General features: G+C 45.8%; 27 protein-coding genes and 1 riboswitch. Of the genes, 26 read left to right on the top strand and 1 reads right to left on the bottom strand.

From position 1 onward, the window contains the following. Window positions 1-50 precede the first annotated feature (50 nt). The 25 genes from GC102_RS18135 (at window position 51) to GC102_RS18015 (ending at window position 23,386) form a co-directional block, all read left to right on the top strand. Entirely contained in the window at window positions 51-1,364 is a 1,314-nt protein-coding gene (locus GC102_RS18135) for an MFS transporter (protein WP_171690789.1), read from the top strand. Window positions 1,365-1,447: 83 nt separating this feature from the next. Continuing rightward, window positions 1,448-2,359: a cysteine synthase A gene (gene cysK / locus GC102_RS18130; protein ID WP_171690874.1), complete on the top strand. Its 912-nt coding sequence runs from the start codon at window positions 1,448-1,450 to the stop codon at window positions 2,357-2,359. Between the two features lie 180 nt (window positions 2,360-2,539). After that, window positions 2,540-2,836 (top strand): hypothetical protein, encoded by a 297-nt coding sequence (locus tag GC102_RS18125; RefSeq protein ID WP_171690788.1) that lies wholly within the window; start codon window positions 2,540-2,542, stop codon window positions 2,834-2,836. Window positions 2,837-3,019: 183 nt separating this feature from the next. Beyond that, window positions 3,020-3,511, top strand: a complete 492-nt coding sequence (locus GC102_RS18120) for an Lrp/AsnC family transcriptional regulator (RefSeq protein ID WP_171690787.1) — start codon at window positions 3,020-3,022, stop codon at window positions 3,509-3,511. 15 nt (window positions 3,512-3,526) lie between these two features. Then, window positions 3,527-4,732, top strand: coding sequence for an aminotransferase class I/II-fold pyridoxal phosphate-dependent enzyme (locus tag GC102_RS18115; protein ID WP_171690786.1), 1,206 nt, complete (start codon window positions 3,527-3,529; stop codon window positions 4,730-4,732). A gap of 68 nt (window positions 4,733-4,800) precedes the next feature. Further along, a complete protein-coding gene (locus GC102_RS18110) occupies window positions 4,801-5,067 on the top strand; it encodes an aspartyl-phosphate phosphatase Spo0E family protein (RefSeq protein WP_171690785.1) in 267 nt (88 codons plus the stop codon). 61 nt (window positions 5,068-5,128) lie between these two features. Beyond that, on the top strand, window positions 5,129-5,656 hold the full coding sequence (locus GC102_RS18105) for a hypothetical protein (RefSeq protein WP_171690784.1): 528 nt from the start codon (window positions 5,129-5,131) through the stop codon (window positions 5,654-5,656). A gap of 32 nt (window positions 5,657-5,688) precedes the next feature. Then, window positions 5,689-5,842: riboswitch (cobalamin riboswitch) on the top strand. Window positions 5,843-6,085: 243 nt separating this feature from the next. Beyond that, a complete protein-coding gene (locus GC102_RS18100; RefSeq protein WP_171690783.1) occupies window positions 6,086-7,099 on the top strand; it encodes an ABC transporter substrate-binding protein in 1,014 nt (337 codons plus the stop codon). Between the two features lies 1 nt (window position 7,100). Further along, the gene (locus GC102_RS18095; RefSeq protein ID WP_171690782.1) at window positions 7,101-8,138 is read left to right on the top strand and encodes a FecCD family ABC transporter permease; all 1,038 of its coding nucleotides are present in this window, start codon (window positions 7,101-7,103) and stop codon (window positions 8,136-8,138) included. Between the two features lie 5 nt (window positions 8,139-8,143). After that, window positions 8,144-8,920 (top strand): ABC transporter ATP-binding protein, encoded by a 777-nt coding sequence (locus GC102_RS18090; protein ID WP_171690781.1) that lies wholly within the window; start codon window positions 8,144-8,146, stop codon window positions 8,918-8,920. Between the two features lie 23 nt (window positions 8,921-8,943). Beyond that, on the top strand, window positions 8,944-10,017 hold the full coding sequence (gene cobT / locus GC102_RS18085; protein ID WP_171690780.1) for a nicotinate-nucleotide--dimethylbenzimidazole phosphoribosyltransferase: 1,074 nt from the start codon (window positions 8,944-8,946) through the stop codon (window positions 10,015-10,017). A 67-nt stretch (window positions 10,018-10,084) separates the two neighbouring features. Further along, window positions 10,085-10,648 carry a bifunctional adenosylcobinamide kinase/adenosylcobinamide-phosphate guanylyltransferase gene (gene cobU / locus GC102_RS18080; protein WP_171690779.1) on the top strand — a complete coding sequence of 188 codons (564 nt, stop codon included), beginning with the start codon at window positions 10,085-10,087 and terminating at the stop codon, window positions 10,646-10,648. 27 nt (window positions 10,649-10,675) lie between these two features. Then, on the top strand, window positions 10,676-11,665 hold the full coding sequence (cbiB, locus tag GC102_RS18075; RefSeq protein WP_171690778.1) for an adenosylcobinamide-phosphate synthase CbiB: 990 nt from the start codon (window positions 10,676-10,678) through the stop codon (window positions 11,663-11,665). Then, window positions 11,638-12,489 (top strand): adenosylcobinamide-GDP ribazoletransferase, encoded by an 852-nt coding sequence (gene cobS / locus GC102_RS18070; RefSeq protein ID WP_171690777.1) that lies wholly within the window; start codon window positions 11,638-11,640, stop codon window positions 12,487-12,489. Before cbiB ends, cobS begins: the two co-directional genes overlap by 28 nt. 387 nt (window positions 12,490-12,876) lie before the next feature. Further along, a complete protein-coding gene (cobD, locus tag GC102_RS18065) occupies window positions 12,877-13,986 on the top strand; it encodes a threonine-phosphate decarboxylase CobD (protein WP_171690776.1) in 1,110 nt (369 codons plus the stop codon). Then, on the top strand, window positions 13,976-15,580 hold the full coding sequence (locus tag GC102_RS18060) for a cobyric acid synthase (RefSeq protein WP_171690775.1): 1,605 nt from the start codon (window positions 13,976-13,978) through the stop codon (window positions 15,578-15,580). Before cobD ends, GC102_RS18060 begins: the two co-directional genes overlap by 11 nt. Before the next feature lie 2 nt (window positions 15,581-15,582). Then, window positions 15,583-16,152, top strand: a complete 570-nt coding sequence (locus tag GC102_RS18055; RefSeq protein WP_171646524.1) for a cob(I)yrinic acid a,c-diamide adenosyltransferase — start codon at window positions 15,583-15,585, stop codon at window positions 16,150-16,152. After that, window positions 16,149-17,090, top strand: a complete 942-nt coding sequence (locus GC102_RS18050; RefSeq protein WP_171690774.1) for an RluA family pseudouridine synthase — start codon at window positions 16,149-16,151, stop codon at window positions 17,088-17,090. Before GC102_RS18055 ends, GC102_RS18050 begins: the two co-directional genes overlap by 4 nt. 127 nt (window positions 17,091-17,217) lie before the next feature. Beyond that, window positions 17,218-17,583, top strand: coding sequence for an arsenate reductase family protein (locus tag GC102_RS18045; RefSeq protein ID WP_216628092.1), 366 nt, complete (start codon window positions 17,218-17,220; stop codon window positions 17,581-17,583). Window positions 17,584-17,590: 7 nt separating this feature from the next. Further along, window positions 17,591-18,688: a site-2 protease family protein gene (locus tag GC102_RS18040; protein WP_171690773.1), complete on the top strand. Its 1,098-nt coding sequence runs from the start codon at window positions 17,591-17,593 to the stop codon at window positions 18,686-18,688. Window positions 18,689-18,755: 67 nt separating this feature from the next. Then, a complete protein-coding gene (locus GC102_RS18035; protein ID WP_171690772.1) occupies window positions 18,756-19,931 on the top strand; it encodes an aminotransferase class I/II-fold pyridoxal phosphate-dependent enzyme in 1,176 nt (391 codons plus the stop codon). A gap of 91 nt (window positions 19,932-20,022) precedes the next feature. Beyond that, a complete protein-coding gene (locus tag GC102_RS18030; protein WP_171690771.1) occupies window positions 20,023-21,177 on the top strand; it encodes a DNA sulfur modification protein DndB in 1,155 nt (384 codons plus the stop codon). Beyond that, entirely contained in the window at window positions 21,177-22,361 is a 1,185-nt protein-coding gene (locus tag GC102_RS18025; RefSeq protein ID WP_171690770.1) for a DNA sulfur modification protein DndB, read from the top strand. The genes GC102_RS18030 and GC102_RS18025 overlap by 1 nt, the downstream gene beginning before the upstream one ends. A 382-nt stretch (window positions 22,362-22,743) precedes the next feature. Next, the gene (locus GC102_RS18020) at window positions 22,744-23,022 is read left to right on the top strand and encodes a hypothetical protein (RefSeq protein WP_029194099.1); all 279 of its coding nucleotides are present in this window, start codon (window positions 22,744-22,746) and stop codon (window positions 23,020-23,022) included. A gap of 13 nt (window positions 23,023-23,035) precedes the next feature. Then, window positions 23,036-23,386 (top strand): spore coat protein, encoded by a 351-nt coding sequence (locus tag GC102_RS18015; RefSeq protein ID WP_029194100.1) that lies wholly within the window; start codon window positions 23,036-23,038, stop codon window positions 23,384-23,386. On the opposite strand, the gene GC102_RS40610 is transcribed toward GC102_RS18015, so the two are convergent. Continuing rightward, entirely contained in the window at window positions 23,380-23,496 is a 117-nt protein-coding gene (locus GC102_RS40610) for an alpha-amylase family glycosyl hydrolase (RefSeq protein WP_376769383.1), read from the bottom strand. The two genes, GC102_RS18015 and GC102_RS40610, sit on opposite strands and share 7 nt — an antisense overlap. A 55-nt stretch (window positions 23,497-23,551) precedes the next feature. Here GC102_RS40610 and GC102_RS18010 point away from each other — a divergent pair, with 55 nt between their 5' ends. Next, window positions 23,552-23,779 carry a DUF7667 family protein gene (locus tag GC102_RS18010; protein ID WP_029194101.1) on the top strand — a complete coding sequence of 76 codons (228 nt, stop codon included), beginning with the start codon at window positions 23,552-23,554 and terminating at the stop codon, window positions 23,777-23,779. Window positions 23,780-23,824: the final 45 nt, after the last annotated feature.

Below are 23,824 nucleotides of genomic sequence, written 5' to 3'. Positions count from 1 at the left end.
GGAAGCTTAACAAGAACTATTTCGATCTGTGGGGAAAGGTGAGGAGGAGTATGCAAAAGGATCAGAGTAAGCATTTTGTTCAACAAGGTAGGGCAAAGGAAGCAACTAAAACCAATTATTTTGAAGACCGTGGAAGTGGAGCCGTAGAAGTTAAGGGTTCACAGAAGAAAGGTCGGCTAGATGCTCAGGCGATTCTTTTACTGATCGTTCACACGTTATTTGGCAGTGCAAATGCCTTGTCAGGAACTTTTGTGGGAGTGTATTTGTGGAAGGCCAAAAATGACTACGCTTTAATCGGTTGGTTTACGTTAACGACGCATTTGACAATGGCGCTTACCTTTTGGTTGGCAGGTAAATGGGTGAAGGAACACAATAAAATGAACTGCTTACGGCTCGGTGTAGCAGTTTCCGCGGGCTTTTATATGCTGGTATTGTGGCTTGGAGCAAACAGCTTTCACTATTTTGTTTGGTTAGGTATGGTCCAGGGAATTTCTGCTGGCTTATTCTGGGTGGCTTTTAATGTTGTATATTTTGAAGTGACGGACCCCGATAATCGAGATCGGTTCAATGGCTGGATTGGGCTATTGGGCTCAGGCGCAGGAATAGTAGCACCATGGATCTCCGGTTTACTAATTGTGAGTCTGGGAGATGGAGCTGGGTATCGATTAATCTTTTCCATCTCGTTAGGTATCTTTTTGCTAGGTGTGGTTATCAGTTTCTTCTTGAAAAAAAGGAAAGTACAAGGTGCCTACGAATGGTTGTTTCCCTTGCGTTGTCTTAGGCAAGCTGAAACACCCTGGAAGCGCGTATGCTTAGCCTTGGTTTTTCAAGGAGTTCGAGAGGGTGTCTTTGGTTTCATGATTGCACTTCTCGTCTACATATCCACATCAAGTGAAGCTAGCTTAGGGAGTTTCGTACTGATTACTTCTGCGGTATCTTTAGTGAGTTTCTGGGCGGCGGGACGATTTATTAAGCCGCATTTTCGAAAGATCAGTATGCTGATTGGCGCTGCTATGATCGTAACCGTTATTATTCCTTTTTTCTGGAAAATGGGGTATAGCACTTTACTTATCTTCGGCATAGGAGCTTCGCTCTTCTTTCCGATGTATTCGGTACCTATGGTATCGGCAGTATTCGATCTTATTGGTTCAAATGAAGCCAGCGCTAAGCAGCGGGAGGAGTACATTGTACTTCGTGAGCTTTCCCTTAATGTGGGGCGTGTGTGTGGGGTGCTCTTATTCATTTGTGTCATTTCGTGGAGTAAGGCGCCTCTTGTGATAAACGTACTGTTGTTGATCATTGGCAGCTCTCCGCTGGTCAGCTGGTACTTTATGAAGAAGCAGTTAACTGTAATTAGAACTTGACATCTTTCACGCTTCCCGATAAAAATGTGGGTATAGATTGTTTTATTGGGAAGAGGAGGGGGTAACCCTTGACACATAAAAAAATGGTGAATAGCATCACAGAGCTGATTGGTGATACACCGGCCGTGCGGATTAACCGATTGGTAGGTCCGAATGATGCGGAGCTCTACGTGAAGCTTGAATACTTTAATCCAAGCGGCAGTGTAAAAGACCGCGCTGCGTTTAATTTAATCGAACAGGCGGAGAAAGATGGACTGCTTCGTCCTGGCGCTACGATTATTGAGCCGACTAGCGGTAATACTGGCATTGGACTTGCCATGAATGCAGCTGCTAGAGGCTACAAGGCTATTCTAATCATGCCGGACAATATGACCAAAGAACGGATTAATCTGCTCAAGGCCTATGGCGCAGAGGTCGTACTCACTCCCGCCGCGCTGCGGATGCCGGGTGCGATTGAGAAAGCGAAGGAGCTGAGGGATCAGATACCTGGCAGCTATATCCCGCAGCAGTTCGAAAATCCAGCGAATCCGAGCATTCATCGGACGACAACAGCTCCCGAAATTCTGGAGCAAATGGACGGGCGTCTGGATGCTTTCGTAGCAACTTCAGGCACGGGCGGAACGATCACCGGAACGGGCGAGGTGCTCCGGGAAAAGCTGCCGGATATCCAGATTTATGTGGTGGAGCCGAAGGGTTCACCGGTACTGTCTGGAGGAAGTCCAGGTCCGCATAAACTCGTTGGTACGAGTCCAGGCTTCGTACCGGCTATTCTGAACACAAACGTATACGATCAGATCGTGCAGGTGACTGACGAAGATGCAATTCGAACCATGAAAGATCTGGCCAGCAAGGAAGGCATCCTTGTGGGACCTTCGGCCGGAGCCTCCGTGTGGACAGGTATGCAGGTAGCTCGTAAGCTAGGAGTGGGCAAGAGAGTGCTCTGTATTGCACCGGATACGGGCGAAAGATATTTGAGTATGGACATTTTTGATTAAATACATGATTAAATTCATGGATAAGTTAGCAAATATGAGCGGCCCACCGGATCCAAATGATCGGATGGGCCGTTCTTCATTATTTCTTAAAAAAAAGATAATAAAAGAATATTGAATAAAAATTCATATTTGAGTATAATTATAAGTATAAGAAGGTTTGGGGTGAAAGGTGGAAATACAGTGAAATTAGCCTACATTAATGCGTTTCCTGAAGAAGGTCAATTCCAGGAATTTATACAGACATATACAGAAGAATGCATAACATTTGGAGCTCAAGCCATTGTGAATTGGAACGATTTCCAATCGGAGCATGTTATCTCGGTTTATGATGAGAATAAACTTGTCGGAATCGGTTGTTTGACGGGAGAATATCATGTCCATGTGCGTCCTACGTATGAGCATCGTGAAATTGAAACTATGATGAACAAGTTGCTGCAAGCCGAATCGAAGGTTAGTTTGGTTCACGGACAATCCTGATAATTACTTGTAGGCAGAGGCTACTCGGGAGGTCCCGGTGGCCTTTTTCTTATTTGTGAGGTGGAAATTTCGGTTATACAAAAATATTCCGCTCTAAAACAAGCTCAGTAATTGAATTAGGACAGCAATTCATTGTAAGATTAAAGGATGAACGAATCAGATTTCAGAAAGGTAGGTTTAACCATGGATGCTTTGAAGCTTAATATTCTCGAACTACTGAAGGAAGATGCCCGCAGGAGTGCGGACTTGATCGCCACTATGCTAGGAACGGCGGAGGCCGAGGTGGCGCGAGCGATAAGCGAGATGGAAGCGGATAAGGTCATCGTCAAATACGCGACAGTAGTTAACTGGAGTAAAGTGGATGACGAAAAGGTTACCGCCCTAATTGAAGTGCAAATTACGCCGGAACGCGGACACGGGTTTGATGCTATCGCGGAACGGATCTATTTATATCCAGAAGTCAAATCGGTTTATCTCATGTCTGGCGCTTATGATTTGCTTGTAGAAATTGAGGGCAGTTCCCTCAAACAAGTCGCTTCTTTCGTGTCCAACAAGCTTTCGCCGATTGACCGTGTACTTTCAACAAAGACGAATTTTATATTAAAAAAATACAAACAAGACGGCATTATATTCGAGGATCAGGAAGATGATCACCGAATGCTCGTTTCGCCGTAAAGAAGAGGGAACGCCATGATCAAAGATGAGATAACGATCCAGCAGAATAAGGGAAAATCGATGAAGGACTACCTCGCTCCTGCCGTACGTGAAATGAAGCCTTCAGGTATTCGGAAGTTTTTTGATTTGGTGAGTAACAGCAAGGAAGATATAATTTCTCTTGGTGTAGGGGAACCGGATTTCTCAACGCCTTGGCATGTTCGTGAAGCGGCTGTGCATTCCTTGGAACGCGGTAGAACGAAATACACGCCAAACTCAGGTATTCCTGAGCTTCGTGAAGCGATTGCCGATTACCTTCATACGTCGTTTAAAGTGAAATATGAGCCATCGAATGAGGTTCTTGTTACGGTAGGCGGCAGTGAAGCGATTGACTTAGCACTCCGAGCTTTGATAACGCCGGGTGACGAGATTCTTATACCTGAACCTTGTTATATTTCGTATTCCCCAATTACGAGCATAAGTGGCGGTGTAGCTGTTGGGATCGAGACCTTCGCGAAGGACCAGTTCAAGCTGACTGAGAAAGCACTTCGCGACGCGATTACGCCACGTTCTAAAATATTAATTCTCTGCTATCCTAGCAATCCAACAGGCGGTATTATGACCTATGAGGATTGGCTGCCGATTGCCAAAGTCATTGAAGAAAATGATCTTATTGTCATTTCCGATGAGATATATGCAGAGCTGACTTATGGTCAGAAGCATGTGAGCTTTGCGGCTATTCCTGGTATGAAAGATCGGACAATCTTGGTTAGCGGTTTCTCTAAAGCTTTTGCCATGACAGGCTGGCGGATGGGATATGCCTGCGGTCACCAGGAACTGATTTCGGCGATGACCAAAATTCATCAATATACCGTGATGTGCGCACCTGTCATGGGTCAAGTTGCTGCTCACGAGGCGTTGACGAATGGCATGGAAGAAAAAGATCGGATGATCGAGTCCTATAACCAGCGCAGACGTCTAATTGTAAAAGGGTTCCGAGATATTGGTCTAGAATGCCATGAGCCGCAAGGCGCTTTCTATGCATTTCCAAGTATTGTTGCTACAGGATTAACTTCAGAAGAGTTTGCCCAGCGGCTATTATTTGAGTCAAAGGTTGCTGCTGTGCCTGGAGATGTGTTTGGTTTAGGTGGAGAAGGCTTCTTACGTTGTTCATATGCTTATAGTGTTTCTCAACTAAATGAAGCTTTAGAGAGAATTGGAAATTTTATGAGAAAATTGTAAAGAATAACGTAAATAAATATGTTCATTATTGATGAAAACTGGTATTCTTGTAGTAAGGAGGGATGAGCATGGCTTTTATGGAATATCAACTATCAACCTATCAAAAACATTTTCAAATTCGTGAACAGGATTTCGGACAAAGTTGGTTGACCAAGCGTGCGAAGAAGCAAAACTCCCTTACCTTATTAGAAGAAGAGATTCATTCTCTGCGACGAAGGTTAGAAAAGATGGTTTTTGATGGGGAAGAAATGACATCTGATACCGTCGTTGAATTAAGCACAATCCTAGACCAAAAAATAAATGAATATATGCATAATGGGAAAAAAAGTCGGTGAAAACCGACTTTTCTCGCGACTATCGATGGATTCAGATAACAAACGGAGGTACGCTTACAACATGAAAGTGAAATGGCTGTTGGTTATGATGATGGGACTTATGGTGTTCCTTACGGGTTGCGGCGGGCCGAAGCCGGATGTTTCTATATTTATGATGGGCTCTAATGGTTTTCCAAGTGAAGCGGGGGACAAGCTGGAGAGTTCCTTGAAGTCCAAGGTGGGCGAGGTTCCTACAGTCAAAATCAATACATCCCCTATATTTTCGTTGGAAAAAATGATTGTGGAGCTAGCTGCAGGAGGCAACGGCATCTTCATACTTGCCGAAGATCAATTCAAATCACTAAGTAATCAAGCGGGTTTCGTTTCTTTGGATGATACGATCAAACCGGAAGATTATCCGGATGGCGTTATTCAAATCGCTGAAGAAGGTAAGCCTGCTGAAAAGCATCTCTATGGTATTCCTCTTACAGGAAACAAATGGATGAAAGAGCAAGGCTTTGAAGGAAAAGGCTTGGTGGCTTTTATTCCTCAAAATGCTCCGAAGTTGAATGAGTCAAAGCAAGTGCTCAAAGTAATTGCACAAAAGTAACAAGAAGTCTATAATCGACAAATAGATTGATAGTAAAATATGCAGCCATAGGTGCTGGTAAGCTCATTAAGAAGAGATTGCCGCTTAAAAGGGAAGCCGGTTAAAGTCCGGCACGGTCCCGCCACTGTAATCCAGGCATTGAGTTGCCGGGAGAGTCAGGATACCTGCCCATGGTGCCGTTTACGACATCCTTCGAGGAAAAGGATCGCGTTAAATCAGGAAGTAACCTTAGGGTTGCTGAGCACCGCGATTTATCGTCCCTTTTGTTCCTTCGAGAACAAAGGGGCTTTTTTGTTAGTTGATAAGAAAGTATAAGTTTTATACTTTGCTCCACATCAACCTTGACAAACGCGCTCGTCTCTGAGAGACGTCGCAGCCGTTTATCCTTGGGGTCAATCGAAATAATTGTTCAGAGAGAGGGTTTATTAGATGAAAAGGAATTCAGTAAAAAAAGCATTTATTCTTACAGTAGCGCTAGTAACAGCAATTAGTCTCGCAGCTTGTGGTAAAAAGGAAACGGAAATTTCCAATCCGTCTAAGCTTGGCGGGGAAGGGACGAAAGCTCCTGCTGCAACGACGGCCCCATCAACGGCAGCCAAAAAGACGGTCTATCCTTTGAAAATAAAGGATGCAACGGGCAAGGAGTTTACCTTTGATAAAGCGCCTGAGCGTATTGCATCCGTGTCCCCGGCGGAAACTGAAGCTCTTTTTGCAATTGGGCTGGAGGCTAATATTGTTGGTGTATCTGATTTTGATGATTATCCAGAAGCGGCTAAAACAAAACCGAAGCTTGGCAGTATAACGAAGCCTAACCAAGAAGCAGTTATTGCAGCTAACGCGAATGTCGTATTCACAGGGGTTTCGATGAAAGCTGATACGGTAGAAAAGCTGCGTACTTTGAATATTAACGTGTTTAAAGTGGAGCCGAAAACCTTGGATGATGCCATTGCTAACATTCAAACCTACGGATTGATTACAGATCATCAGGAGCAAGCGGAAAAAGTGGTTGCTAAGATGAAAGCGGACCGTCAAAAGGTTGTTAATGCAGTGAAAGACGTCAAGCAAGAGAACAAGAAAAAGGTATACATTGAATTTGCTCCGGGATGGACAGTGGGCAGTGGCGAATACATGGATGAATTGATCAAGCTTTCTGGCGGGATTAACGTCGCAGGAGACGGAAAAGGCTGGTATCAAATCAGTGAAGAGAAAATCATTCAACAAAACCCAGGTGTAATTTTGTTCGCCAATGGGGTCGTCGATACTAAAAGCAAGAAACCACTAGAGGAAATTATCCGCACGCGAAGCGGCTGGGATGCCATTGATGCCGTGAAGAACAAGCAGGTGATTGGCCTCGACCAGAACATGCTCAGTCGTCCCGGTCCAAGAATGACCGATGGACTGCTTGAAATGGCGAAAGGCATTTATCCCGAACTGGTGAAATAAAATGAAAAGAAAATTAATGCTATGGGGAGGAGTAGGGGTTATACTCCTTCTTCTTTCTATTGTGGCGAGTTTGTCGCTGGGTACCGCTAATCTCCCCGTTCTGCAAATTGCCAGTATTCTCGCCAAGCATATCCCTTGGCTGGGAGATCACATCGATGTCACCTGGCCGCAGTCGTCGGAACAAATCATTAATAAAGTACGATTTCCTCGTGTATTACTGGGGATTCTTGTAGGGGCCTCACTCTCTATTGCAGGGGCAGCTTTTCAAGGTGTGCTGCGCAATCCGCTTGCGGATCCTTATGCACTCGGTGTATCCTCGGGGGCTTCTGTAGGAGCCGCATTTTTAATCTATTTTGGACTGCAAGTAGCGTGGTTTGGGCAATGGTCGATCCCTATTGTTGCCTTCGTAACCGGACTTATTTCTTTATTTCTAGTTCTAAAGCTGGCCCAGATCGAAGGGAAGCTGAAGATGGAGACGCTTATTTTATCAGGCGTGGTCATGCAGGCATTTCTAGGGGCAATTGTATCCTTTATGGTGTCTATTTCCAATCAAGTCATAAATGAAATCATTTTCTGGCTAATGGGCAGCTTGGCCATGCGAGGTTGGTCGTATACCTATATCATTTCACCCTATTTAATTATCGGTTTTATCGTGCTGCTTAGCTATGCGAGGTCGTTAAATTTACTGGCTCTGGGTGAGCGTCAGGCATCACATCTCGGTGTGAGTGTAGAGCGTACGAAGCTGATTGTACTTATTGTGGCTACATTCCTTACTGCCGCTGCAGTATCGGTGGCTGGTGTAATCGGTTTTGTAGGGCTCATCGTGCCACATTTAGTGCGACTATTAGTAGGTCCGGATTATCGGTTGATTATTCCATTGTCCGCAATTGGTGGCGGCATTTATGTCCTCTGGGCAGATACACTTGCCCGTACCCTGCTGAGTCCAACCGAAATTCCACTTGGGGTTATCACGGCATTTCTGGGCGCGCCATTTTTTGCTTATTTGCTCCACAAGGATAAGAAAACGTTAAGAGGTTGATCAAGATGATTAAAGTGGAGCACCTTTCCCAAAGCTTTAGGGAACAGCAAGTGCTGGAGAACATCAGCTTTGAGATCAAGCAGGGTGAATTTTTTGGCATTATTGGGCCAAACGGCAGCGGTAAGTCGACGTTACTCCGTCTAGTATCAGGGATTGATCCTGTTAAAAACGGAAAGGTTGACCTAGATGGCCGGCTAGTATCCTCCTATTCACGAAAAGAGCTAGCTAGATGGCTTGCTGTCCTCCAGCAGGATGCGCTGCCTCCTGTAGGCTTTACAGTCCGTGAAGTGGTGGAAATGGGCCGATATCCTTTTCAGAATTGGCTTGGTGAGGAGTCGGCTGATGCGGAAGGTTTAATTGATGGCATTGTCCGGAAGCTGCACTTGGAACCGCTGATTGATCGAACAATCGAGCGCCTCAGCGGCGGTGAACGACAGCGTGTCGCTCTTGCTAAAGTGATGGCGCAGCAGCCGCGGCTGCTTATGCTGGATGAACCAACAACGTTCTTGGATATCGGATATCAAGTACAGATGATGGACTACATCAAGGAATGGCAGCGAGAATCCGAGTTGACGGTTGTAGCTGTCCTGCATGACTTGAATTTGGCTGCGCAGTACTGCACGAGATTAATGGTTGTACATAATGGCGAACTTGCAGCGATAGGAACACCTGATGAAATCATTACTAGCGGATTAATCAGCGAAGTATATGGAACAGAACCGATTGTCCTACAGCACCCCGTTAACGATGCGCCGCAAATTTTATTACAGCCAGGAAAATAGTTGAGCTATCGGAGGACAGAATCATGAATAGGATGCAAGAGATTATAGATAGCATTAGGCCTGTTTATCAGGAGGTAGTGAACCAAGCGAATGAGCATTTGAATCAGTTGACGAAACCACAGGGAAGCCTCGGGAAACTGGAAGATATTGCGCGTCAGGTTGCCGGAATTACGGGCGAAGTGATGCCGATTTTTGATAAAAAAGCGGTCATCGTAATGGCCGGGGATCACGGCGTATGTGAAGAAGGAATTAGTGCATTTCCGGCGGAAGTAACGCCTCAAATGGTGCTTAACTTCCTTTATGGTGGGGCTGCTGTCAACGTTCTTGCCAGACATGCTGGTGCTGAAGTTTTCTGTGTCGATATGGGGGTAAATGCTGACCTTGAGCATCCTGATCTCGTTTCTCGCAAAGTAAGAAAAGGGACGCGCAATATGGCGCGAGAAGCGGCATTAACGCTGGATGAGACTGTGCAAGCGATACAAGCTGGTGTAGAAATTGTGGACGAGTTGGTGGAAAAGGGCTACCGACTCTTTGCTATGGGAGAGATGGGGATTGGCAATACAACGGCCAGCGCCGCGATTCTGTGCGCTTTGACGGGCTTGAATACCAGCATTGCTGTTGGCCGCGGAACAGGCATTGATGATGGCAAATGGTTGCATAAAGTGTCCGTTGTGAATAAGGCGCTGGAAGTGAATGGGCTTCGTGTGGATGAGGTGAATCGATCAAGCGCTGAGTATGCGCTCGATGTGTTAATGAAGGTCGGCGGATTGGAGATCGCCGGACTTGTTGGTGTGATTCTCGGCGCAGCGAAGAATCGCTGTCCGGTAGTCGTCGACGGCTTTATTTCGTCGGCAGCTGCACTCGTGGCGAGCCGATTAGCACCGCTAAGCGCGTCCTACATGCTCGCCTCGCACTTATCGCAGGAGCAGGGGCATGCGAAGCTGCTCGAAGCAGTTGGCCTCGCAGCGATGCTGCAGATGGATATGCGCCTGGGCGAAGGAACGGGCGCGGTGCTTGCCTTTAACTTGATCGATGCCGCAGGCAAGATCATGAAGGAAATGGCGACATTCGAAAGCGCAGGCGTGTCTCGGGGTTAGCCTCTTGGCGATATGCCGGTAAAAGGCAATCTTACGCAGTAAGCATGGATAAGGAGGCGAAGGCGCCATGGCGGTTTTGGTTACGGGCGGCGCGCGCAGCGGCAAGAGTTCTTTCGCGGAGAAGCTCGCTATGCATGGCAGCGAGCGAGGGATTTATATCGCGACTTCCCACATCTACGATGAGGAAATGAAGGAGCGGGTTGAGCTGCATCAGCAGATGAGGCTTGCCTCGGGGTATCCATGGGATACTCGGGAGGAGCCTTTCCAACTGAGGGAATTACTGCTTCAGCTGCAGGAGAGCGGGGAGGATGCCGTGGTCTTGGTCGACTGTTTAACACTTTGGCTGTCCAACTGGTTACTCCATCATGAAGGAGAAGTAGGTGCTTCTGCTCAGGTAATGAAACGAATTGACGAGCTTGTAGAAGCAGTGTCCTCTTACCGTGGACACCTCATCTTGGTTACGAATGAAGTTGGTGACGGCATTGTGCCGGAATATCCACTTGGCCGCCATTTTCGTGATTTGGCAGGACGAATGAATCAACGCTTAGCCGAGGTATGTGAGCAGGTATTCCTTGTCACGGTAGGCATACCCATGGAGTTAAAAAGCAGAGCTTATCGACTGGAACAATAAGTCTTTAGGCATGGAACGGTGATCATTATGTGGATATATTCTTGGCAGGAAATCGTTAGTATGACGGCTGCTGCCATTGTACTGGATTGGCTGATTGGTGATCCGAAGTGGCCGACACATCCGGTTATTCTCGTTGGACGCTTCATTCGGTGGGTAGAAGGCAAGTTACATAAAGGAAAAGAGACGCCAGTTATATCGTCTGGATGGGTGCGAACGAAAGGTGTCGTGCTTACTGTTTCTACAGTAGTGCTTAGCTTTAGCGTGATGCTGCTGCTCATTCTTACTGCTCGCTCGATTCATGAGTGGCTCGGATATTTGGTTTCTACGTGGTTCATTTCCACAACGATAGCTATAAAAGGATTAAAAGATGCCGCATATCTGGTATACATTCCGCTGCGTACAGGGAATCTCGCAGATGCTCGTAAGTACACGGGCTACATCGTAGGCCGCGATACGGATGAGCTCGGTGAGGAAGAACTGACGCGCGCGGTCGTGGAGACCGTGGCGGAGAACATCGTCGACGCGGTCATCGCGCCCTTGTTCTATGCGCTGATCGGCGGAGCACCGCTCGCGATGTTGTACCGGGCATCGAATACACTGGATTCGATGGTCGGCTACCGAAATGACAGATACCGTCATTTCGGCTGGGCGTCGGCTCGCTGGGACGACGTTATGAACTGGATCCCGGCTCGGCTGACCGGCCTCCTGTTGATCCTCGTCGCCCTGCTGCAGCCGGGCCTCTCGGCGAAGCGCGCAGCGGCAGCGATTCGCCGCTTCGCGCACCTGCACCCCAGCCCGAATAGCGGAATTCCGGAGTCGGCGGTAGCCGGGGCACTCGGAATTGAGCTGGGCGGGCTGAACGTCTATGGCGGCGCTGCGAGTGAGCGCGCCCGCCTGGGCTGGCCGCTGCGTCCACGGACGCAGCAGGATATTGTCTACGGCGTGAGGATGCTCTACGGCGTCAGCTTTGTAGTGATGGGAGGATTGCTGTGCATACTACTCGTACTGTTTTACTAGACTGGCTGCGTGCTTGCATAGCAGCCTTTCAGTTTTTAACCCGTTTGCCGATTCCTGTGCAAATTGACTATACTGACCGAGTATTCCAAAGAAGCGTGATATTCTATCCGCTAGCGGGTTTCGTCATCGGTCTTCTTTTACTCCTAGCAGGCGAGGGGTTAAGCCTCATCCTGCCTGCGATGCCCGCAGCCGTCCTGCTGCTTGGGTTCTGGGTCGTCTTAACAGGGGGCCTTCATCTAGACGGGTTAATGGATACCGCTGATGGTATCCTTAGTCACAGACCCCGTGAGCAAATGCTAGAAATCATGAAAGACAGTCGCGTAGGAGCCATGGGGGTCATCGTTTGTGTTCTCCACCTGCTTCTCAAATTTTCGCTTCTTTACACCTTGCTAGGTACTGGTGGAATAGGCGGTGGATACTTCTTGCTTGCCATCGTTCCCATCTGGAGCCGTTGGTTTATGGTTGCAGCTATTCATGGTTGGCCCTATGCCCGGCGAGACTCAGGATTAGGGAGTTTTTTTCGCGGAGTTACCATATGGCATGTGACTTTGTCTGGATTAGTAGCCCTTTTTACAACTACGCTTTTTATTGAAATTTTTTCCATGTGGCAAGCTGGCTCTAGCGTTTCATTGTTCTCCTTCACCAATGGTTTAACTATCACTTTTAGCTTTGCAACAAGCACGATTCTAACAGGCTGGATTGTGGCCACGTATATAAGCCGTAAATTAGGCGGTTTAACTGGAGATACATATGGTGCCTTGAATGAACTCCTCGAAACACTACTTTTGTTGGGCATTACCATTTTCACTGCTTACCACATGTAAGTTTGTTACATCCCGAATAAGAAAAATGCCTGGGGATAAATCAGCAGTTTCATGAGGTTAAAGGGGCTACAGTAGTTACCAATGTTGTAATTTCTACAACAATTCACACGCCTGAAGGCTATTTTGCATGTTGAAGTTGCAGTTTGTACAACATTTCTCCCCCATTTGTTGCGAAATGGCCTGAATTGGGCCAAATTGTTGTACAACATGCAACAATGAAGGGAGAATGGCGCGATCTAGGCCGCAATTGTTGCACTTTTTACAACATCATTCACCCGAGAATAGGATTCATTCATCCGGCAAGCATCAATCGGGAAATCAGTCTCCAACGGATCTAAGATAATCGCATCTCCAAATATTTATAACACAGAGAAAGGAGTGAATATCATGCTAGAACGCTATGGGCATGGAGGCGACCTCTGGACGGCAGAAGAAGCCTTTGGCCGTCCGAAGGAGCAATTCTTGGATTTCAGCTCGAATATGAATCCGTTAGGTCCTCCTTCGGTTGTTAAGCATATTCTCAGAGACGGGTGGCGCGATATGGTCAAATATCCCGACCCCGCCGTGCGTGAGCTGAGAAACAAGCTATCATTGAAGTATGATATCGGCGTGGAAAGCATTCTGGTTGGCAACGGGGCAGCGGAACTGATCGATCTGACCGCGCGAGTGTTAAAGCCTACTGTTACCGGAATAGCGAGGCCTTCTTTTAGTGAATATGAGGAAGCGGTTCATAAATCAGGTGGCGGTATTTACAACATCCCTCTTACGCCAATGCACTATTTTGACTTGCAGAAGCAAGATATTGAAGCCGCCTATCCGGATGTGGACTTGTTCTTTCTAGGACATCCGAATAATCCAACAGGGAAGCTGGTTCCTCGTCAAGTGTTGGACATGCTTATGCAGAGTAACCGTAGATTGGTGCTTGATGAGGCCTTCATGGATTTTGTACCGAATGAGCATGAGCACTCTTTACTCAAACTCGCTTCCACCAGTCAGCAGCTTGTCGTCATCCGATCGATGACGAAATTTTATTCTATCCCGGGTATACGCTTAGGCTTCATGGTGGCTCATCCCGATAGTATTCGGCAAATCCAACATCTTCAGGTGCAGTGGAGCGTAAACTATTTAGCGCAGCGTATCGGAACAGCCGTGCTTGATGATTTGGATTTTGAGCAGTCTAGCTGGCAGTGGCTGGAGGAAGAGAAGCCATGGCTTAGCCAGCAGCTTCAGCAATTGGGTCTTGAGGTCGTGCCTAGTGATGTGAATTTTTTGCTTTTTTCGTTTCCTGAGCGGATGGGCATCGATGTGAAGATGGCGCAGAAGCATTTGGGACATCAAGGGATATTGATCCGAGATGCTTCCCTTTTTGAAGGTCTCAATAAACACTATTGCCGGGTTGCGATACGTCTTCGCGAAGACAATGAACGGTTAATAGCTAGGTTACGTCACATGATGGCAGAATTCATGCAGAACCGGGGGCAAGCTGATGACGAATAAGACTGTGCAAGCTGCAACATTAATGGTCCAGGGCACAGCTTCCGATGTGGGTAAAAGCATTTTAACGGCCGCACTGTGCCGCATTCTAGTTCAAGACGGCTGGCAAACGGCGCCATTTAAGTCGCAAAATATGTCCCTTAATTCTTATGTTACTTTTGATGGCAAAGAGATTGGCCGAGCACAAGGTGTGCAGGCGGATGCCTGTCGTATTTTAGCCACAACGGATATGAATCCGATCCTGCTTAAGCCGAAGCAAGACATGGTTGCTCAGGTTGTTGTTCACGGGAAGCCATACTCTGATCTAGATGCAAGGACGTATAGAGAGACCTATTTGCCACAGGCTGAAGTCATTGTGAAGGAAGCTTTAATCCGACTGCGAAGTCAATATGATGTTGTGGTGCTAGAGGGGGCGGGAAGTCCAGCTGAGGTTAATCTGAAGGATCGCGATATTGTAAATATGCGGCTAGCAGGTTGGGCGGACGCCCCTGTGCTTCTCGTTGCTGATATTGATCGTGGAGGCGTATTTGCCTCAATTGTAGGGACACTGGAGATCTTGACTCCGGAGGAAAGAGACCGGGTTAAAGGCTTTATTATTAATAAGTTTCGTGGAGATGTTAGTCTACTGAAACCGGGCTTGGATTGGCTAGAAGAGAAGACGGGGAAACCTGTTCTTGGGGTCATTCCTTTTCTGCCTCAGTTAGGCATTGAGGATGAGGACTCAGCTTCACTAGATTCCAAGCGCATGCAGAATAAGCGGAATGAAAGCTCACAAGGGAAACGGGCAGATCAGCTGGATATCGCGGTCATTCGCTTGCCACGCCTCTCTAATTTTACGGATTTCGATCCTCTGCAAGAGGAGAAAGATGTCCATTTCCGCTATATTACACACCTCTCCGAGTGGGGGGAGCCTGATGTCGTTTTGCTCCCAGGCAGCAAGAATACCATGGACGATTTACGGTATTTGAACGAATCTGGTTTGGCAGAACGGGTGAAGGTTTTCGCGCAAACAGAGAATGGTTGGGTTGCCGGTATTTGTGCAGGCTACCAGATGTTAGGCGCCAAGCTGCTTGATCCAAACGGCTACGAATCAGATCATCCTGAGCTAGAGGGACTAGGGCTTTTACCAACGGAGACTATCTTTACTTCCGAAAAACGGACCGTTCAAGTTCAGGGAAGCAGCACACTTTTTGCTGAAAATAATTCTGAGATTGTCATTGATGGCTATGAAATCCACATGGGGCGGACGCGTTATTTGCAAGAAATGGTAACGCCTTTCCAGATTAAGGCGCTTACCAGCCTGGATGATGAAAGCTCTGACAACGTTCTGCACGGGGACGGGGCAGCTTCGGATCATGGGCGTGTTTGGGGGACGTATTTACACGGGATTTTGCATAATGATGACTTCCGCAGAGCCTGGTTAAATCGTATTCGCATGCATAAAGGATTATCTCTTATTGAGGATGGCCTTCGTTTTAAAGAACGTCGAGAAGCTGCTTTCGATAGATTGGCTGACCACGTTAGATGTCACTTGGATATGAATCGAGTTTATGAGATGATGGAGTTATCAAAGCCTTGGAAAAGGGAGGATGCTTAAAAATGAAAATTTATACTCGAACTGGAGATGCGGGGCAAACAGGCGTAATTGGTGGTCGTGTCGATAAAGATGATGATCGTGTTGAGGCTTATGGCACAACGGATGAACTGAATTGTTATGTGGGTCAGGCGATGAGCTTTATGGATCCTGCGAAGTACCCCGATTTACTCCCGGATTTGCTGCAGGTGCAGCATGAATTGTTTGATTGCGGTTCAGATCTTGCGCTCTTGAAGCAAGAGCTGCGCCCTTATAAAGTAACAGCGGAAATGGTCGATATGCTGGAGACTTGGATTGATAAATACGATGCCGAAACACCGGACATTACACGATTCATTTTGCCGGGCGGAGGTACTGTTTCATCCACACTTCATGTTTGCCGTACCGTATGTCGTAGAGCAGAACGCCGGGTGGTAACGCTTGCGCGAACACAGGCGATTAATCCAGAAGTGCGCAGATACTTGAACCGACTGTCCGATTTATTCTTCACGATTGCCCGCACTGCGAATCACCGTGAAGGTATTACGGATGTGGAATATGTGCGCAGCGCTGAGGTGTTTAGACGTAAATCATGAGTTATTATGAACCGTTAGTATACATCGTACCGCCGGAGGAAGAGGGCTTTATACTTAAGACGGTGCTGCAAAAAAGATTGATGGTCTCTCGCAAACTGCTATCCCGGATTAAACTAACCGAGCAGGGCATAACGGTGAATGGGGTTAGACAATACATCAACATTAAGGTGAAGGCCGGCGATCGTGTAGAGATTCGTATGGAAGAAGAGCAATCCGAGGATATCTTGCCTCAGGATCTTCCGCTGCACATTCTGCATGAAGATGAGCATCTGTTGATACTAGCCAAGGATGCCGGTATCATCGTACATCCGACGCATGGGCATTATTTGAATACGATCGCTAATGGCGTTGTGTATCACTGGCAGCAAGCGGGTATTACGTGCCGTTTCCGTCCCGTGCATAGGCTTGACCAAGAAACGTCAGGTGTACTTGCTATTGCAAAAACGCCCTATGTGCACCAGCAAATATCAGAGCAGATGATTCAGCATCAGGTGAAAAAAGAATACCTAGCCTTTGTGTGGGGCGTCATCACAGCAAAAAGCGGAACGATCAATGAACCCATTGATCGCGATCCTGAACAGCCGCATGTTCGTATCGTTACCCCTGACGGATATTCGGCAGTAACTCATTATGAGGTCGTGGAACAGTTCGCGCATGCCGCTTTAGTTCGGATATGGCTTGAAACCGGTCGGACACATCAAATTCGTGTGCATATGCGCCATTTGGGTCATCCGCTGCTTGGAGATAAAATGTACACACTTCCAGAGTTTGAGCAGAGTTTATCAGCAGTAGAAGCCAGTGAACGGCTGGGTCGCCAGGCTTTGCATGCATATAAACTGGGTTTTGTGCATCCAGGAACAAGGGAATGGACGGAGTTTCATGCTCCTCTGCCTGCGGATTTAACTGTTTTGCAAGCATGGCTGCAGAAAAGTAACTAGATAAACAGAAACCATCCCTTTCTAGGATGGTTTTTCTTTGTTATAACTTGACTTTCCGTATCAATTACCTCAGAATTTTAAGTAGTTCGTTTCATTTCAACTTAGACTTAAAGGAGCTTTAAACATCATGGGAGTAAAAATATTTTGTTATGATAAATGCGGAACATGCCGTAGTGCCGTAAAGTGGTTGAAAGAGCATCATGTAGATATTACAGAAAATGTCCCTTTATTCGAAACGCCGCCCTCTGCCAAGGAATTGGCTAAGCTGCTTCGTGATAGCGGTTTGGAAATCAAAAAGTTTTTTAATACTTCCGGAGAAGTATATAAAGAGATGAACCTGAAAGACAAACTTCCCAGCATGTCGCAAGAGCAAATGCTCGAATTGCTCGCTTCTAACGGCAGGTTGATTAAGCGTCCGATCGTAACCGATGGTCATAAAGTAACAGTGGGCTTCAAGGAAGCAGTATATGACGAAGTATGGGCGAAGGGGTGATCTTAGGTTGGAAGAGAAGAAGAAACCAGCAGGTAAAAAGTCACCACTAGCCATTGGCGGTTTTATAGCTGTTCTATTATCACAAGGGAAATTGCTTTTAGGCTTATTAAAGCTTGGTAAAGCTGGCGGAGCCATCATCTCGATGTTCATTACAATTTGGGCTTATGCCTATCTTGCCCCATTGCCCTTTGCGATCGGCATTGTTCTGATGATTCTCATACATGAGCTCGGTCATGTTTTCGCTGCCAAGATGAAGGGGCTTCCAGTGTCAGCGCCAGTTTTTATTCCTTTTCTTGGAGCACTGATTACAATGAAAAAGAATCCTACCGATGCAGCAACAGAAGCGTTCATTGGAATTGGAGGCCCTATTCTTGGGACCATTGGTGGTGTTGCCGCTTTTGGTTTGGGGGTATATACCGATTCTCCTGTCATTGTTTCGGTTGCCTATGCCGCATTCTATTTAAATTTAATTAATTTACTCCCTATTCATCCATTAGATGGTGGGCGAATTTCTACAGCAGTAACTCGTTGGTTATGGATTCTAGGTTTAATAGGCGGTTTGGTATTTATTTATTATATAAATAGCCGTGTAAGTCAATTGATTTTCTTTGTGATATGGGCCATGTTCGCTTGGGATTTGTATAAAAAATACGTGAAATACAGAAATCGAGAAGAGCTTCTTTCGGTTTCCACTCGGTTTGATTTTGGGGCTGATCATTTGCTCCAGCAGGGATATATCATTCCGGGGGAGAATCACACAAGAGATCTAGAATATATGACTTACTCGGATTTGCAGGGCCCTGCGGAAAGTAGACAAACCATTGTGATGTACTGGCAAGGGATCGGATTCGAGGGCCATGCTTTATTACCTCAACAATCCATCATTAAAAGAGTTCAGTTAATTAAAGTGGAACGTATGCAGAAAGAGAATGGTTTTTATTTAGGGTTACAAATAAAAGTGGATTACTCACCTCTAGGGATACAGGAGCTTTATTATGATGTCCCTGCGAAAACACGTTGGAAATTCGGAATCGCTTATCTTGCGCTCGTTTTGTTTTTGCTTTATATGATAAGACTTGTTCATCAAGTGGGAATTATCGACTAACGCTTTAGAGTTCTCGCCCTATTAATTACTGATATGAAGTGAATTTATCATAAAGAGGATATAAACCATGAAAATTACAGGATCAAAGAGACTTAGTCAACTAGGATCGGCTATTTTTTCAGAAGTAGCAGATTGGAAGAGAGAGGTTATGAACCAAGGGGTAGACGTCATAGATTTAGGTATAGGAAGTCCTGATCTACCTCCTTCTGATCGAATTATTGAAGCAATTACTGAAGCCGTTCGTAACCCTGCGCATTACGGGTATCCAACATCTGAAGGAAGTTTAGCATTTCGAGAAACGGTTGCCAAATGGTACCGCTATAGATTCGGTGTGGAGCTGAGTCCGGAAAGTGAAATATTAACTCTGATGGGCTCACAAGATGGTCTTGCTCACTTAGCGCTTTCACTCTGTGATCCTGGGGACATTGCCATTGTCCCTGATCCAGGTTACCCCATATATTCGGCAAGTCTCGTGCTGGCGGGAGTCGAACCTTACTTGTTGCCGCTGCGCGCAGAACACAACTTTTTACCCCAATTAGAGGACATCCCAGTAGACGTGGCTGCTAAGGCTAAATTCATCCTGCTTAACTATCCAAGCAATCCATTGTCTGCTGTTGCAGATCGCGCTTTCTTTGAGCATTTGATTACTTATGCCAAGAAGCACGACTTGCTTGTCGTACACGATCTTGCCTACTCCGAAATGGCTTTTGACGGCTACCGGCCTATAAGCATTTTGGAGATAGAAGGCGCTAAGGAGGTTGCTGTCGAGTTTCATTCACTGTCAAAAAGTTTTAATATGGCAGGTTGTCGAATCGCTTTTTTAACCGGAAATGCAAGCGCAGTGAATGCTCTTAAAACGCTGAAATCCAATATCGATTACGGTGTATTCAGCGCCATTCAAGCGGCTGGAATTGCAGCATTAGAGGAAGACATGGAGCATAATCACTCCGTTGCCCATGTGTATGAAAGAAGACGAAATGTGTTGATCTCGGCACTAGCGGAAGCGGGTTGGATCATACCACCACCCAAGGCAACTATGTTTATCTGGGCTCCAATTCCAAAAGGATGGACATCTCGACAAATTTCCCGGGAAATGTTATTTCATGCTGGTGTTGTCGTTATTCCTGGAGACGCTTTCGGGGCCGAGGGAGAAGGCTTTGTGCGAATCGCATTGGTACAAGAAGAGGGTCGATTACTTGAGGCGGCAAAGCGAATAGGAGATTGGCTTCGCACGTTAGAATGAAAATTAGAGATATTGGTAAAAATAGGAGAATGAGAGACATATAGATGTTTACGTAATGAAATAAAACTTATTTGTTGAAAGGGGTAAGCATATGGATGCCATTTCCTCATTATCGGAGCTTTTAGCTGAGCAGAAGCCTTCATCGTTCGTAGAAATTCCCGGAATTTTGGGGCAAACATTTGGGCAAGCGACAATTGCAGCTACACTGCCCATGAGCAAGCTATTTTCAATCTATGAAGTAGATTTAGAAGTTCAACGTGCGATTATTCCGCGTAATCTTTCTAAACTAATTGATTACGTTAATTTGTATTTAGAAGATCGCCAACCTATTTATTTCCCGGGAATCATTTTCTCGGCAAGAGGTGCAGGTCACTATGACGAAGATCAACAAGCGCTTCGTTTGCAGCCAATTGAGAAATTGTATGTAGTTGATGGTCAGCATCGCTTGGCCGCTTTCCAACGTATAATGGAGACGTTACAAAGTCAAATGGCTCGTGCCAAGGATCGTCGTGAGTACGACAAGATGGAAGAGATCACAGAGAAGCTGCGCCGTTTGTACGCTTTCCCTATCTCAACCATGACCTATTTGGACATTAATGCTCGTCAAGAGCGTCAGTTGTTCTCTGACATTAATAAGCTTCCGCGCAAGCTTGGCGGCAACCTGGCGGTGCTTCGCGATCAGCGCAGATTCTATCACGTTGCTGCGTCGGAGCTTGCAGCCAAAGCGCCAGCTATGCAGAAGCTGACCGTAGATATGTTCTCTGAACGCGGGAAGTCACCAGAGTATTTGTTCTCCTATCACTTGCTGATTGAAATATTGATTGCTTTGTTTGAAGGCAGAATGAAATCAGCAGCGCGTAATAATGGCTATCAATATGAGGATAAAGAGCTGCAGGAACTTGTATCCTTGGCGGGAACCTATTTCAATGGCTTACTGAATTACTTGCCCGAGCCAGCTAAGGGTGAAATCGTATGGTCTGAGAATATCCAAATTGCTCTAGCCATGTTTATGCATGAAGAAGCTACGAAACCAGGTAAATTTAATCGCTATGCACTTGAGCACGTATTGAAAATACTTCCTCATGTGAATTGGAACAGCATTTATGCGGGTGAAGAGAAGGATCGGTTGCCGAGACGGACTCGCATTATGAAAGCCTACAACCATATTAAAAACTTTTATCAAGATCAGAATGCATTTCTAATCAGCGATGCCGATTCTTACAATTCCAAGGAGGACGTGAGCTAATGGAAGGATTACGCCTTAAGATGACCATTCATCCTTTTTGCGATAAGTTCGGACTTTCAACTGTAGCTTTACGCGTTCAGGATCTGTTGAATTATACGATGATTGACCCTATGGTGCAGCGTAAGCTGAGTAATATGCAAAGACGCAAAATCTCCACCTATTTGCAGGAGCGGGAGCTCGATCATGTGTTCTTCGGACCTGTTACGCTGTCATTGCGCGAAGTGAATCAACTGTCCAAGGGCGAGAAGGAATTCCTTTTGAAGCATGGCTCCAAGCTGTCTATTCTGGACGGTCAGCATCGTATCCTAGCACTAGGCTATGTGAATGATCAGATGCAAAAGGAAGTTAGACGGTATGAGAAAAAATTAGTCGTGCTAAAGATCAAACAACGGAAGTTTCCAGAGGATACTGAAATTAGGCAAGAGGTTGAGGAAACAGAAGGTACAATTAATCAGCTTGAGGGAAGACGTCTAGATTTGATGGAAACACAGCTTGCTGTGCAAATCTATATTGGCTTAACGGAGGAAGAAGAGCAGCAGTTGTTCGGCGACATTAACTCTAAAGTCCAGCTGGTGAGTAAAGAGCTTGGTCACTCCTTCGATTCCATTGATCCATTAAATCTGGTTATACAACAGGTTGTCGATCATAATGTCTATCTCAAAGCAGCTGGTGTTGAGCGTCGCAACAATTTGACTTCGTTCAATCGTAACTTTACTTGTTTCAGCTGGTTATATGCGACAGCGACGATGCTCTTTTCAGGCAGAATGCAGCCATCCTATGAGCTTCAACGTAAAATTCGCCACGATCCATCGACGTATGTAGAAATTTTGCACCAATTTTTTAATACGGTCCTGCCGATGATGCCAGAGCAACCGGGCTTGGCGCAGTATACATCTGCCAACCGTGTGATTCAAGAAAGTATTGCGCTGTATGCTAATCGCTTCTTATTCCCGAACGGTGAGTATAACGAGGAATGGACGAATTCTTTGCAGCTTCTGGAAGGCTTCGATTGGTCGCATGACAATGAGGAATTGATCTACGTATTTGGCGCGTTGGATAATGGTAAGATCAATCTGATCCACGAGAAATCGCTGAAAAAGCATGTGAAGCTTGTTCAATTCTTCCTTGAAGGCACGGATAGCGCAAGTGCGGATGAGGATGATGTGGCTTCTTCAGCTTCATAAAACGCAGGCAAAAAGACAAATGAGAGATTGATCTCATTTGTCTTTTTTTTGTTTAAGGGACGCGGGGGGAGAATGAATGCAAATGTGACTGATTTTTCCTGCTTGTTTGCCTGGAAGTTGTACGGCGTACAACAATTTCCTTGATATTTTCCCGGAAAATCGAAGATGTTGTATTATGTACAAGAATTAAACCATTTTTCATCCAAATCGGCACATTTTTGGGGTAATTGTTGTATTTCCTGCAACATTCTCCTAGGATAGAGCTGATTAGCTTGAATAATGTTGTACAAAACACAACATTCCCTGATTATCCAAACTTTGTCATAAAAATTTATTAATATGTACATGCTATACGTAATCTCGAAAAAACAAAGGAGACAACATGCAAACTCAACAAGAACAACAACAAAACGCCATTATGCAGGTACCACCTCAGGTAATTACAACCAAGGACTCTCAGTATTTAAAGGACCAATTATCGTGGGAGCTCTTAGCTATGAAAAAATGCCGCCATTTTGCACAGGAGTGCTCGGATTCAGAAATTAGACAATTGATTGATAAGGCCGGTCAAATGCATCAAAAACATTACATGCTCTTATTAAAACACCTGCAAAACAATAATACAGAGGAAATGAAAAAAGTTCCTCAAACGCAACAATGAAGGAGGATCGTATATGAATCAGAATCCACAAGTCATCAAGAATCCTAAACCTGCCAATGAGCCGCAAGTCAAAGGTCCCGAATTGAATGATCGTGACCGGGTAAACGATATTTTGGCGACGGAAAAATACTTAACGGATAGCTTTAACGTATCTGCCAGAGAAGCAAGTCACACTTCCCTACACCAGGATATTATGACGATTTTGAACGAGACACATCAATGTCAATATGAACTATTTGAAATGATGTTCAGAAAAGGGCACTACAAATTAGAGGCCGAAGAACAAACGAAACTGGATCAAGCCTTTCAACAGTTTTCTAATTATTCAACGCAATTCCCATATCAAGGCACAACCATTCAATAGAGGTTGCTTGCGGCAGGAATTAAATCAAAAAATGGCGTAAAATAAATTGCCGTAATGCCAAGCTGGACCAGATGATCAAGATGCTGCACATATTGTTTCAGTCTTCCCATTTTTGACCATACTGCATAATGTAGCTACTTAACTAGCAGGAGGGTATCCCAGACCATGTTGGCCGTTCATCAACGTATGGCGGAGTTATGGACATTACGCAGAGCGCGAGAGTTAACACGTGCAGAGCAAGATGAATTACTGCTGTGTATGGAAGCTAACGCGACATATGTATGGAACCGTTTGAAGCTGGAAAATTTATCGCTCTGTGCTTCGCTCACTGGAGACTATGATTGGCTGCATGAAATTTGCGAGCGCATCGAAAAGCTTGAACCCAAGCACTGACCTATTTCCGGTCGGTGCTTTTTTCCTTTTCTGCAAGAGAGTGGA

The organism is Paenibacillus germinis, from assembly GCF_013141785.1.
In the GTDB taxonomy this organism is placed as follows: Bacteria; Bacillota; Bacilli; order Paenibacillales; family NBRC-103111; genus Paenibacillus_E; species Paenibacillus_E phytorum.
This window is presented reverse-complemented; position numbering and strand designations above follow the sequence as displayed.